We start from the raw sequence: 12,302 nt of genomic DNA on the forward strand, positions 1-12,302 counted from the left end.
AAGAAATGCTCTCTTTCCTACGCTTCATCGCGTATGTACTGCTTGCCTTATGACCTTACCGGGGGGTCGCGGCCGGTTCGGACGCGAGTTCGGACTCGGCTTCGGGTGCCCGTCCCGCGAGGCGCTCGCGCCAAGCGGCGAGGACGGCGGCGTCGGTGGCCGGGGTGGCGAAGGAGACGGCCAGATAGGCGGCGAGGGAGGCGAGCAGGCCGTAGTAGACGGGCTCGTTGGCGAGAATGCCGTACGTCGCCATCAGGGCGACGACCGCGAGTCCGCCGACCACGACCGCGGCGAGGGCGCCGTGGACCGTGCCCCGCTTCCACACCAGGCCGCCGAGGATCGGCACGAGCAGACCGCCGACGAGGAGGTTGTAGGCGACGGTCAGCGCCTCCACCACGTTGTCGATGGCGATGGCCGTGCAGATGACCGCGAGCCCCATGATCAGGATGAAGGCCCGGTTGCCCTTCACCTCGTCGTGCTCTTCCGCGTTCTCGGCGCTTTCGGCCGGTGCCTTGACGATGCCCCGCAGCCGGGACCAGATGTCGTTGTTGGCGACGGTGGCGCAGGCGATCAGCGCGCCGGAGGACGTCGACATCACGGCGGCCAGGGCGGCGGCCAGCACCAGCCCGCGCACTCCGACGGGCAGTTCCTCCTTCACGATGGTCGCGAAGGCGTCGTCCGGGCTGCCGAGCTTCGGGTACAGCACCTTGGCGGCGGTGCCGATGACGGCGCCGGCGAGGGCGTACGCGAGGCAGTAGGTGCCGGCGACGGTGCCGCCCCACTTGGCGGTCGTGTCGCTGCGGGCGGTGAAGACGCGCTGCCAGATGTCCTGCCCGATGAGCATGCCGAAGGTGTAGATCAGCACATAGGTGAAGATCGTCTCGCCACCGATGCCGAGCGGGTCGAAGTACTCGGTGGGCAGCTGGGCCTTCATCTCGCTGAAGCCGCCGGCCTTCACCACGGCGATCGGCAGCAGCAGGAGCAGCACGCCGATGGTCTTCACGACGAACTGCACCATGTCCGTCAGGGTGATCGACCACATCCCGCCGAGGGTGGAGTACGCGACGACGATCGAGCCGCCGAGGACGATCGCGAGCGTGCGGTTCATGTCGAACAGGACGTCGAAGATCGTGGCGTACGCGATGGTCGAGGTCACCGCGAGCATGAGGGTGTACGCCCACATGACGACACCGGAGATCACCCCGGCCCGGCCGCCGTAGCGCAGGTCGAGCATCTCGGAGACGGTGTAGACCTTCAGCCGGGCGATGCGGGCGGAGAAGAAGACGGACAGGGCGAGCAGGCCGAGGCCGATGGTGAAGACCATCCAGGCGCCGGAGAGGCCGTACTGGTAGCCGAGCCCCACACCGCCGATGGTGGAGGCGCCGCCGAGGACGATGGCCGCCATGGTGCCGGAGTACATGGCCGGGCCGAGCCGGCGGCCCGCCACCAGGAACTCGCTCTTGGAGCGGGCGCGGCGCATGCCCCACCAGCCCATGGCCAGCATTCCGGCCAGGTAGACGACGATCACGAGGTAGTCGACGGCCATGGGGCCTCCTTCGCGCACGCACAGGGCGCAGGGCTCGGTCGCGGGGGACGAGGTTGACGAGCACTGACACTAGGTGGCCGGAAAGCGACTGCGAAGTGTACGTTTCATCCATTCGAGCGGCCTTGGCTGGAGGGAACGCACACCATGCCGGACCCGGCGGTCCCCCCGACACCTCCCGTCCTCCTCACGTCCCTCCTGGCCAGGGAGGACCTCTCCCTGCGCCGGATCGCCGGTCCGGAGGACCCCGGCACCGTCGTCCACTGGGTGCACACCTCCGAGATGGCGGACCCGTATCCGTATCTGCTGGGCGGGGAGCTGCTGCTCACGGCGGGCGTGCACATCCCGGAGGCGGCGGGGTCGGGTACGTACTTCGACGAGTACGTCTCCCGGATCGTGGCGGCGGGCGGCGCGGCCCTGGGCTTCGGGGTGGCGCCGGTACACGACACGGTCCCGAGGGCGCTGGTCGCGGCCTGCGAGACACACGGCCTGCCGCTCCTGGAGGTGCCGCCGCAGACCACCTTCTCGGGCGTGGCCCGCGCGGTCTGGCAGCTGATGGCCCAGTCCCGCCTCGCCGAACTCCGCCGCGTCACCGATGCCCAGCAGAGCCTCGCCTCCGCCGCCTCCCGCCCCGACCCGGTCCCGTCGGTCCTCCGCCAGCTCGCCCAGCGGCTGGGCGGGTGGGCCGTGCTGTACGGGCCGGAGGGGGCGGAGATCGCGGGGGCGGGGCGGAGGCCCGGGGAGGAGGTGCGGGCGGCGCTGACGCGGCTGGCGAGAGTGGTACGACCGGACGGCCCGGCACCGCCGACCGGTGCGACACCACCGACCGACTCCACCCCGCGCACGGGCGCGACCGGAACACGACCGACCGAGCCAGGCACCGCAGGACCACCGAACCACCCTGCACCGCCGACCGGTGCGACACCACCGACCGACTCCACCCCGCGCACGGGCGCGACCGGAACACGACCGACCGAGCCAGGCACCGCAGGACCACCGGACCGTCCGGCGCCGCCGACCGGCTCCACCCCGCGCGCAGGCGCGGCACGGTCGGGTGAGACCAGGGCGGCACGCGCCGCCGCGTTCCTCCGGCCGGACGCCGGCGGCGCCCCGGCGTCGCAGACCGACCCCGGCCGCCCTGTCCCCACCTCCGCCACCGACACCGCCGCCGGCACCCACCTCGCCGCCTACGCCCTCGGTGCCGGGCACGGATTCGTGCTCGGGGTCGCCAGTCCGCAGCGGGCGCCCGGTGATCACACCGTCGTCTCCGTCGCGGCCGTGCTGCTGTCCCTGCTCACCGGCGAGCAGCAGAGCGGCACCGGTGCCGCTCGATCGTCCGCGCTGGTGCGGCTGCTGCTGGGCGCGGCGCCCGAGGAGGTCGCGCCGCTGCTCGGGGGTGGGCGGTGGGTGGTCGTGCGGGCCCGGCCGGACGGTACGGGCCCCGCGGACCCCGTCGCGGCCTCCGCGCTGGGTGCCGCGCTCGGTTCCGCTCTGGTCGACCCGGCGGGCGACGTCGTACGGGTCCTGGTCCCGGCCGACCGGGCACCGGCCCCGCTGCCCGGCTGGACCCTGGGCGTCAGCGCCGCCGTCGCCCCGCACGACTGGCCCGCCGCCGACACCCAGGCGGCCCGCGCCCTGGCCCGGGCCCGCGCCACCCGGACCCCGCTGCTGCGGCACGCCCCGCGCCCCGCCCTCGCCGACCTGGTGCCGCCCGGCGAGGCGGCGGCCCACGCCCGTACCCTCCTGGCCCCCGTCACGGCACACCCCGCGCTCACCGAGACCCTGCGCACCTGGCTGTCCCTGCACGGCAGCTGGGACCGCACGGCCGTCGCCCTGTCCGTGCACCGCAACACCGTGCGCCAGCGCATCGCCCGCTGCGCGACGCTGCTGGAGACGGACCTGGACGACCCGGACGTACGGATGGAACTGTGGTTCGCGCTGCGACGGCTCTGAGAAGGGGAGCGGAGCTGAGTACGTGAGCGGTGTCCCTCTGAGTACGTGACGCACGTCCCAGCGCTCGATACGCCAGGGACGCCCACAGTCGGCTGCCTCACAATGGATGCCATGCCGATATCCGGGACACCCAGCCGCGCCGAACTCGTCGAACACCTCGTCAGGACGCGCATCGCGGGCGACGTCGCCACCCCCCGCGAGAACAACCTCTCCCACTACCGCAAGCTGGCGAACAGCGACCGCCACTACTGGTTCGGGCTGGAACTCGGCGACCGCTGGAGCGACGAGCAGGACGTCCTCGCGGTGATGGCGGAGCGGGTCGGCGTGAACGACGATCCCGAATACCGGTACGGCCAGGACACCATCGACCCGGAGCTGACCGTCGACGGTCTGGAGCGGATGGCCGGGCGGCTGCGCAAGGCGGCTGACGGGCAGCAGCGGGTGCTGTTCGCCACCGGCCACCCCGGCGGCCTGCTGGACGTGCACAGCTCGACCGCGGCGGCGCTGCGCGCGGCGGGCTGCGAGATCGTCGTCATCCCGGAGGGCCTGACGACGGAGGAGGGCTACGTCATGCAGTTCGCGAGCGTGGCGGTGCTGGAGCACGGCGCCACCCTCTGGCACACCCACTCGGGCGAGCCGATGAAGGCGATCCTGACGGCCATGGAGCGCGAGGGCCGCCGGCTGCCCGACCTGGTCGTCGCCGACCACGGCTGGGCGGGGTACGCCGGACAGCACGGCGTGGACTCCGTCGGCTACGCCGACTGCAACGACCCGGCCCTCTTCATCGCCGAGGCCGAGGGCACCGTGCAGGTGACGGTCCCCCTCGACGACCACGTGGTCAGCCCGCGCCACTACGACCCGGTGACGGCGTACCTGCTGGCGGCGGCAGGGCTGGACTGACCGGCAGGCCCAGGCCGGCCGGGCTCATCGCCCCCTCCCCGAGGTCGGTAGGGGGGCGGGGAACGCCGGGCCGGCCTCGACGCGTTCCTGTCAGCGGGGAACGCGCACCACGCCCTCCTGGATGACCGACACGGCGAGCCGGCCGTCCTGGGTGTAGATGCGGGCCTGGCCGAGACCGCGGCCGCCGGACGCCGACGGGGACTCCTGGTCGTACAACAGCCATTCGTCGGCGCGGAAGGGCCGGTGGAACCACATGGCGTGGTCCAGGGAAGCCCCGACGACGTCGCCGACCGCCCAGCCGCCGCGGCCGTGCGCGAGCAGGACCGAGTCGAGCAGGGTCATGTCGGAGACGTAGGTGGCGAGGACGATGTGCAGCAGGGCACTGTCGACGGGCCCGTCGAGCTTGCCGTTGGTGCGGAACCACACCTGGGAGTGCGGCTCGCGAGGCTGCCCGAACCGCCCGTAGGGCGGCTCCTCGACGTAGCGCAGGTCGATGGCCTCACGGGCGGCGAGGAAGTGCTCGACGACCTTGGGGTCGAGGTGGTCGTAGCCGCGGAAGCGCTCCTGCGAGGTGGGCAGCGCCGCCGGGTCCGGGGCGGGCGGCATGGGCGTCTGGTGGTCCATGCCCTCCTCGTGCTCCTGGAAGGACGCGGACAGCGAGAAGATCGGCCGGCCGTGCTGGACCGCGACCACCCGCCGGGTGGTGAAGGAGCGGCCGTCGCGGATGCGCTCGACGTTGTAGACGATGGGCGCGCCGGGGTCGCCCATGCGCAGGAAGTACGCGTGGAGGGAGTGGGGCGGCCGGTCCGCCGGGACGGTACGCCCGGCGGCGACCAGCGCCTGGGCCGCGACCTGGCCACCGAAGACCCGGGGGACCACGGCGGAGCGGGACTGGCCGCGGAAGATGTTCTCCTCGATCGGCTCGAGGTCGAGCAGATCGAGGAGATCCTGGAGTGCCTGGCTCATGAAGTCAGTTGTATACGCCAGTGATTGCGGGGGCCTTACAGGCCCATGTCCTTGGCGATGATCGACTTCATGATCTCGCTGGTGCCGCCGTAGATGCGGTTGACGCGGTTGTCCGCGTACAGGCGGGCGATCGGGTACTCGTTCATGAAGCCGTAGCCGCCGTGCAGCTGGAGGCAGCGGTCGATGACGCGGTGGGCGACCTCGGTGCAGAACAGCTTCGCGGAGGCGGCCTCGGCGGGGGTGAGCTCGCCGGCATCCAGGGCCTCGGTCGCGCGGTCGGCGACGGCCTCGGCGGCGTCCACCTCGGCCTGGCAGGCGGCCAGCTCGAACTTGGTGTTCTGGAAGGACGCGACCGTCTTGCCGAAGACGGTGCGGTCCTGGACGTACTGCTTGGCGAACCGGACGGCGGCCTTGGCCTGGGCGTAGGCGCCGAAGGCGATGCCCCAGCGCTCGGAGGCCAGGTTGTGGCCGAGGTAGTAGAAGCCCTTGTTCTCCTCGCCGAGGAGGTCCTCGACGGGCACCTTGACGTCGACGAACGCCAGCTCGGCGGTGTCGGAGGTCTTCAGGCCGAGCTTGTCGAGCTTGCGGCCGACGGAGTAGCCCTCGGACTTGGTGTCGACGGCGAAGAGGGAGATGCCGTGGCGGCGGTCCTCGGCGGTCGGGGCGGCGGTGCGGGCGCAGACGATCATGCGGTCGGCGTGCACGCCGCCGGTGATGAAGGTCTTGGCGCCGTTGAGGACGTAGTGGGTGCCGTCCTCGCTCAGCTTGGCGGTGGACTTCATGCCCGCGAGGTCGGAACCGGTGCCCGGCTCCGTCATCGCGATGGCCCACATCTCCTCGCCGGAGACGAACTTGGGGAGGAAGCGCTTCTTCTGCTCGTCGGTGGCGAGCATCTTGATGTACGGCAGGGCGAGCAGCACGTGCACGCCGGAGCCGCCGAAGGCGACGCCCGCACGAGCGGTCTCCTCGTACAGCACGGCTTCGAACTTGTGGCTGTCCAGGCCCGCGCCGCCGAACTCCTCGGGGACGTTGATGCCGAAGATGCCCAGCTCACCGAGCTTGTAGTAGAAGTCGCGGGGCGCCTGGCCCGCCGCGAACCACTCGTCGTACACGGGTACGACCTCGGCCTCGATGAAGGCGCGAAGGGTCTCCCGGAACGCCTCGTGATCCTCGTTGAACACCGTACGGCGCACGCCGCCACCTCCAGGACTCCGCATGTCTAAGCGCTTGCTCAGCCAAAGATACCGGCCAGTATCGAGAGGCGTCCAGGGTGAGACCGGGGTGGGCGGGGTAACGCTCGTCACGCCGGGTGGGGGTGGGGTGGGGCGGAGCTGTACGGAGAGGGGCGGGGGGCGGGCGAAGCCCTGGGGGCGCAGGCGGCGAAGCCCTGGGGCGCAAGGGCGAAGCCCTGGGGGCGCAGGCGGCGAAGCCCTGGGGGTGCAGGGGGCGAAGCCCTGGGGGTGCAGGGGGCGAAGCCCCCGCCGGGGGCCAGGGGCGGAGCCCCGAAACGAGACCAGCCTCTTGGCTCACAGTTCCGGGCGGGTGGGTGGGAAGCCCGTGCAGGGGGCGAAGCCCCCGCCGGGGCCGGGGGCGCAGCCCCGGAACGAGACCGGCCTCTTGGCCAACAGCTACGGGCGGGTGGGTGGGAAACCCCTGGGGGTACAGGGGAGGAAGCCCCCGCCGGGGCCGGGGCGCAGCCCCGGAACGAGACCGGCCTCTCGGCCCACAGCTACGGCCGGTGGGTGGGCAAAGCCCCCTAAACCCCCACCGCCGCAAACGCCCCCCGGGCCATCCGATGCAGCAGCTCCGCCGTAGCCCCCCGCCCGGGGAGCGGCGACCCACCCCTCCCCAGATGCGGCGTCGAGTTCAGCAGCCCGAACACCGAGTGGACAGCGGACCGGGCCGCCGGCTCCCCGAGCCCCGGGTACACCTCCCGGACCACCCCGACCCACAGCTCCACGTACTGCCGCTGCAACTGCCGCACCATCTTCCGGTCGCTGTCCCGCAGGCGGTCCAGCTCCCGGTCGTGCAGGGTGATCAGAGGCCGGTCATCGAGCGCGAAGTCGATATGCCCCTCGATCAGCGAGTCGAGGACCGCCTCCGCCCCACCCCCGTCCGCCTCCGCCAGCCTCCGCTTCGCCCCGGTCAGCAGCTGCCCGCTGATCCCCACCAGCAGCTCCGCGAGCATCGCGTCCTTGCCCGCGAAGTGCCGGTACAGCCCGGGCCCGCTGATCCCGACCGCGGCGCCTATCTCGTCGACCCCGACCCCGTGGAAGCCCCGCTCGGCGAACAGCCGCGCGGCCTCCTTGAGGATCTGCTCGCGGCGGGTGGGGGCGTCGGTTCTGGTGGTCATGAGAACAATTCTAGACAGGGAGGTTAGCGGTCGTTAACCTGAAGGAAATGCGTTAACGCTCATTAACAAGGTGAGGGGACCCGCAGGATGCACGAGGCACCGGAGCTCACGAGCGCGGCAGACCCCGCGTCGGAGGCCTTTCGGGCCAACGAGGAGGGGCACCACGCCCTCGTCGAGGAGCTGCGCACCAAGCTCGCCGCCGCCGCACAGGGCGGCGGCGAGAAGGCCCGCGCCCGCCACACCGCGCGCGGCAAGCTGCTCCCCCGCGACCGCGTGGACACCCTCCTCGACCCGGGCTCGCCGTTCCTGGAGCTGGCCCCGCTCGCGGCCGACGGGATGTACGAGGGCCAGGCCCCGGCCGCCGGCGTCATCGCCGGCATCGGCAGGGTCAGCGGCCGCGAAACCGTGATCGTCGCCAACGACGCCACGGTCAAGGGCGGCACGTACTACCCGATGACGGTCAAGAAGCACCTCCGCGCCCAGGAGGTCGCCCTCGACAACCGCCTCCCCTGTGTCTACCTGGTGGACTCCGGCGGCGCCTTCCTCCCCATGCAGGACGAGGTCTTCCCGGACCGCGACCACTTCGGCCGCATCTTCTACAACCAGGCCCGCATGTCCGGCGCCGGCATCCCCCAGATCGCCGCGGTCCTCGGCTCCTGCACGGCCGGCGGCGCGTACGTCCCGGCGATGAGCGACGAGGCGGTGATCGTCCGCAACCAGGGCACGATCTTCCTCGGCGGCCCGCCCCTGGTGAAGGCGGCCACGGGCGAGGTCGTCACGGCGGAGCAGCTCGGCGGAGGCGAGGTCCACTCCCGCGTCTCGGGCGTCACGGACCATCTCGCGGAGAACGACGCGCACGCGCTCCGCATCGTCCGCACCATCGTCTCCACGCTCCCCTCCCGAGGAGCACTCCCCTGGGAGGTCACGGAGGCGACGGAGCCGAAGGTCGACCCGCACGGCCTCTACGGCGCGGTCCCGGTCGACTCCCGCACCCCCTACGACGTGCGCGAGATCATCGCCCGGGTCGTCGACGGCTCCCGTTTCGCCGAGTTCAAGTCCGAGTTCGGCCAGACCCTGGTCACCGGCTTCGCCCGGATCCACGGGCATCCGGTGGGCATCGTCGCCAACAACGGCATCCTGTTCTCCGAGTCCGCCCAGAAGGGCGCCCACTTCATCGAGCTGTGCGACCAGCGCGGCATCCCCCTGGTCTTCCTCCAGAACATCTCGGGCTTCATGGTCGGCAAGGATTACGAGGCGGGCGGCATCGCCAAGCACGGCGCCAAGATGGTCACCGCGGTGGCCTGCACCCGCGTACCGAAGCTGACGGTCGTGGTCGGCGGCTCGTACGGCGCGGGCAACTACTCCATGTGCGGCAGGGCGTACTCCCCCCGCTTCCTGTGGATGTGGCCCAACGCCAAGATCTCGGTGATGGGCGGCGAGCAGGCCGCCTCGGTCCTCGCAACCGTCAAGCGGGACCAGCTGGAGGGCCGCGGCGAGTCCTGGTCCGCGGAGGACGAGGACGCCTTCAAGGCCCCGATCCGCGCCCAGTACGAACGCCAGGGCAACGCCTACTACGCGTCGGCCCGCCTCTGGGACGACGGTGTGATCGACCCGCTGGACACCCGTCAGGTCCTGGGCCTGGCCCTGACCGCCTGCGCCAACGCGCCCCTGGGTGACCCCCAGTTCGGCGTCTTCCGGATGTGAGGGGACGGACGACGATGTTCGAGACAGTACTGGTGGCCAACCGGGGCGAGATCGCCGTACGCGTCATCCGGACGCTGCGGTCGATGGGCGTGCGCTCGGTGGCCGTCTTCTCCGACGCGGACGCCGACGCCCGGCACGTCCGCGAGGCGGACACGGCGGTCCGGATCGGCCCGGCCCCGGCGTCCGAGAGCTATCTCTCGGTGGAGCGCCTGCTGGAGGCCGCGGGCCGCACGGGCGCCCGGGCCGTCCACCCCGGCTACGGCTTCCTCGCCGAGAACGCCGCCTTCGCGCGGGCGTGCGCCGAGGCCGGCCTGGCCTTCATCGGCCCTCCGGCGGACGCGATCGCGCTGATGGGCGACAAGATCCGCGCCAAGGAAACGGTCCGCGAGGCCGGTGTCCCCGTCGTCCCCGGCGGCCGTGACCCGGAATTGGCCGAGGCGGCCCGCGAACTGGGCGCGCCCGTCCTGCTGAAGCCCAGCGCGGGCGGCGGCGGCAAGGGCATGCGCCTGGTGCGGGACCTGACCCGCCTGGAGGAGGAGATCGCCTCGGCCCGCCGTGAGGCCCGCGCCTCCTTCGGCGACGACACGCTCCTCGTCGAGCGCTGGATCGACCGCCCCCGCCACATCGAGATCCAGGTCCTGGCGGACGGCCACGGGAACGTGGTCCACCTCGGGGAGCGCGAGTGCTCCCTCCAGCGCCGCCACCAGAAGATCATCGAGGAGGCACCGAGCGTGCTCCTCGACGAGGAGACGCGCTCCGCGATGGGCGAGGCGGCGGTCCAGGCGGCCCGCTCGTGCGGCTACCGGGGCGCGGGCACGGTGGAGTTCATCGTCCCCGGCAACGATCCGTCGTCGTACTACTTCATGGAGATGAACACCCGCCTCCAGGTGGAGCACCCGGTCACGGAGCTGATCACGGGCCTGGACCTGGTCGAGTGGCAGCTGCGGGTCGCGGCCGGGGAGCCCCTCGGCTTCACCCAGCAGGACGTACGGCTGACCGGTCACGCCGTGGAGGCCCGCATCTGCGCCGAGGACCCGGCGCGCGGCTTCCTCCCCTCCGGCGGCACCGTCCTGAAGCTGCGCGAACCGCAGGGCGACGGCGTCCGCACCGACTCGGGCCTCACCGAGGGCACGGAGGTCGGCAGCCTCTACGACCCGATGCTCTCCAAGGTCATCGCCTACGGCCCCGACCGGGCGACGGCCCTGCGCAAGCTCCGGGCGGCCCTGGCGGAGACGGTCACGCTCGGCGTGCAGACGAACGCCGGTTTCCTGCGCCGCCTGCTCGCCCACCCGTCGGTCGTCTCCGGCGACATGGACACGGGCCTGGTCGAGCGCGAGGTCGAGGGACTGGTCCCCACGGACGTACCGGAGGAGGTGTACGAGGCGGCGGCGGCCGTACGTCTGGAGGCCCTGAAGCCGGAGCCGGGCGGGTGGACGGACCCCTTCTCGGTGCCGAACGGCTGGCGCCTGGGCGGCGAACCGAAGCCGGCCGCCTTCCACCTGCGGGTGCAGGAGCCCTTGGAGTACACCCCGCGCGGCACCGCCACGGTCACCGGCGACCGGGTCGCCGTGACACTCGACGGCGTCCGCCACACCTTCCACCGCGCCGCCGACTGGCTCGGCCGCGACGGCGACGCCTGGCACGTCCGCGACCACGACCCGGTCGCCGCGTCCCTCACCCGCGCCGCCCACGCGGGCGCCGACTCGCTGACCGCGCCGATGCCGGGCACGGTGACGGTGGTGAAGGTGGCCGTCGGCGACGAGGTGAGCGCCGGTCAGAGCCTGCTGGTGGTGGAGGCGATGAAGATGGAGCACGTCATCGCCGCGCCGCACGCGGGCAAGGTCACCGAGCTGGACGTGGCCCCCGGCACCACGGTCTCCATGGACCAGGTGCTGGCGGTCATCGCACCGCATGAGGAGGCGGCGGAATGACGGTTCCAGGGCTCCCGATGGCCGTCCCGAGCAGGGACCTGCCCACGCGCGTCCGCATCCACGAGGTCGGCGCCCGCGACGGCCTGCAGAACGAGAAAGCGACGGTCCCCACGGAGGTCAAGGCGGAGTTCATCCACCGCCTGGCCGACGCGGGCCTGACGACGATCGAGGCGACGAGCTTCGTCCACCCCAAGTGGGTGCCCCAGCTGGCGGACGCGGAAGCGCTGTTCCCGACAGTCGCAGACCTCCCCGTCGCGCTCCCGGTCCTGGTCCCGAACGAGCGCGGTCTGGACCGTGCCCTGGGGCTGGGCGCCCGGCGGGTGGCGGTCTTCGCCAGCGCGACGGAGTCCTTCGCCAAGGCCAACCTCAACCGCACGGTGGACGAGGCCCTGGCCATGTTCGAGCCGGTGGTGAGCCGCGCGAAGGCCGCATCGGTCCACGTCCGCGGCTATCTCTCGATGTGCTTCGGCGACCCGTGGGAGGGCGCGGTCCCGATCCCCCAAGTGGTGAAGGTCTGCCGGGCCCTGCTGGACATGGGCTGCGACGAACTGAGCCTGGGCGACACGATCGGCGTGGCGACCCCGGGCCATGTGGTCGCGCTCCTCGCGGCCCTGGACGAGGCGGGCGTCCCGCCCACCGCCCTCGGCGTGCACTTCCACGACACCTACGGCCAGGCCCTCGCCAACACGCTCGCGGCGCTCCAGCAGGGCGTCACCACGGTCGACGCCTCGGCGGGCGGCCTCGGCGGCTGCCCGTACGCGAAGTCGGCCACCGGCAACCTCGCCACCGAAGACCTCGTGTGGATGCTGCGGGGCCTCGGCATCGACACCGGAATCGACCTCGGCCGTCTCGTCGCCACAAGCACCTGGATGGCCTCCCAACTGGGCCGACCGAGCCCGTCCCGCACCGTCCGAGCCCTGTCCCACGAGGACACCGAGGAGCACTGATCACC

9 protein-coding genes are annotated in these 12,302 nt (G+C 72.2%); 5 read left to right on the forward strand and 4 right to left on the reverse strand.

The genetic code is table 11. The features are described 5' to 3' along the window. Positions 1-55: 55 nt before the first annotated feature. On the reverse strand, positions 56-1,546 hold the full coding sequence (locus RFN52_RS14465) for a sodium:solute symporter family protein (RefSeq protein ID WP_184846635.1): 1,491 nt from the start codon (positions 1,544-1,546) through the stop codon (positions 56-58). Positions 1,547-1,690: 144 nt separating this feature from the next. On the opposite strand from RFN52_RS14465, the gene RFN52_RS14470 reads away from it, so the two are divergent. Both RFN52_RS14470 and RFN52_RS14475 read left to right on the forward strand, forming a co-directional pair. Continuing rightward, positions 1,691-3,496, forward strand: a complete 1,806-nt coding sequence (locus RFN52_RS14470; protein ID WP_184846637.1) for a PucR family transcriptional regulator ligand-binding domain-containing protein — start codon at positions 1,691-1,693, stop codon at positions 3,494-3,496. A gap of 111 nt (positions 3,497-3,607) precedes the next feature. Then, the gene (locus RFN52_RS14475) at positions 3,608-4,396 is read left to right on the forward strand and encodes a phosphatase (protein ID WP_184846639.1); all 789 of its coding nucleotides are present in this window, start codon (positions 3,608-3,610) and stop codon (positions 4,394-4,396) included. Positions 4,397-4,486: 90 nt separating this feature from the next. Here the strand turns inward: RFN52_RS14475 and RFN52_RS14480 are convergent, their stop codons facing one another. From RFN52_RS14480 to RFN52_RS14490, 3 genes are all read right to left on the reverse strand, one after another. Continuing rightward, positions 4,487-5,362, reverse strand: a complete 876-nt coding sequence (locus RFN52_RS14480; protein WP_184846641.1) for an acyl-CoA thioesterase — start codon at positions 5,360-5,362, stop codon at positions 4,487-4,489. A 35-nt stretch (positions 5,363-5,397) separates the two neighbouring features. Next, positions 5,398-6,555 carry an acyl-CoA dehydrogenase family protein gene (locus RFN52_RS14485; RefSeq protein ID WP_184846643.1) on the reverse strand — a complete coding sequence of 386 codons (1,158 nt, stop codon included), beginning with the start codon at positions 6,553-6,555 and terminating at the stop codon, positions 5,398-5,400. Positions 6,556-7,118: 563 nt separating this feature from the next. Further along, positions 7,119-7,715 carry an SACE_7040 family transcriptional regulator gene (locus tag RFN52_RS14490; protein WP_184846645.1) on the reverse strand — a complete coding sequence of 199 codons (597 nt, stop codon included), beginning with the start codon at positions 7,713-7,715 and terminating at the stop codon, positions 7,119-7,121. A gap of 87 nt (positions 7,716-7,802) precedes the next feature. Between RFN52_RS14490 and RFN52_RS14495 the strand changes: the two genes are divergently transcribed. Genes RFN52_RS14495 through RFN52_RS14505 form a run of 3 tightly spaced genes read left to right on the forward strand, consistent with a single transcriptional unit; the run spans position 7,803 to position 12,297 of the window. Continuing rightward, on the forward strand, positions 7,803-9,419 hold the full coding sequence (locus RFN52_RS14495) for a carboxyl transferase domain-containing protein (RefSeq protein WP_184846647.1): 1,617 nt from the start codon (positions 7,803-7,805) through the stop codon (positions 9,417-9,419). A gap of 14 nt (positions 9,420-9,433) precedes the next feature. Beyond that, on the forward strand, positions 9,434-11,350 hold the full coding sequence (locus RFN52_RS14500) for an ATP-binding protein (protein ID WP_184846649.1): 1,917 nt from the start codon (positions 9,434-9,436) through the stop codon (positions 11,348-11,350). Next, positions 11,347-12,297 carry a hydroxymethylglutaryl-CoA lyase gene (locus RFN52_RS14505; protein WP_184846651.1) on the forward strand — a complete coding sequence of 317 codons (951 nt, stop codon included), beginning with the start codon at positions 11,347-11,349 and terminating at the stop codon, positions 12,295-12,297. Before RFN52_RS14500 ends, RFN52_RS14505 begins: the two co-directional genes overlap by 4 nt. Positions 12,298-12,302 lie beyond the last annotated feature (5 nt).

Source organism: Streptomyces collinus (genome assembly GCF_031348265.1).
GTDB classification, from domain to species: Bacteria; Actinomycetota; Actinomycetes; order Streptomycetales; family Streptomycetaceae; genus Streptomyces; species Streptomyces collinus.

Coding starts and splice junctions, on each gene's coding strand:
- RFN52_RS14465 (WP_184846635.1), bottom strand. CDS start 1,546: ATGGCCGTCGACTACCTCGTGATCGTCGTCTACCTGGCCGGAATGCTG.
- RFN52_RS14470 (WP_184846637.1), top strand. CDS start 1,691: ATGCCGGACCCGGCGGTCCCCCCGACACCTCCCGTCCTCCTCACGTCC.
- RFN52_RS14475 (WP_184846639.1), top strand. CDS start 3,608: ATGCCGATATCCGGGACACCCAGCCGCGCCGAACTCGTCGAACACCTC.
- RFN52_RS14480 (WP_184846641.1), bottom strand. CDS start 5,362: ATGAGCCAGGCACTCCAGGATCTCCTCGATCTGCTCGACCTCGAGCCG.
- RFN52_RS14490 (WP_184846645.1), bottom strand. CDS start 7,715: ATGACCACCAGAACCGACGCCCCCACCCGCCGCGAGCAGATCCTCAAG.
- RFN52_RS14495 (WP_184846647.1), top strand. CDS start 7,803: ATGCACGAGGCACCGGAGCTCACGAGCGCGGCAGACCCCGCGTCGGAG.
- RFN52_RS14500 (WP_184846649.1), top strand. CDS start 9,434: ATGTTCGAGACAGTACTGGTGGCCAACCGGGGCGAGATCGCCGTACGC.
- RFN52_RS14505 (WP_184846651.1), top strand. CDS start 11,347: ATGACGGTTCCAGGGCTCCCGATGGCCGTCCCGAGCAGGGACCTGCCC.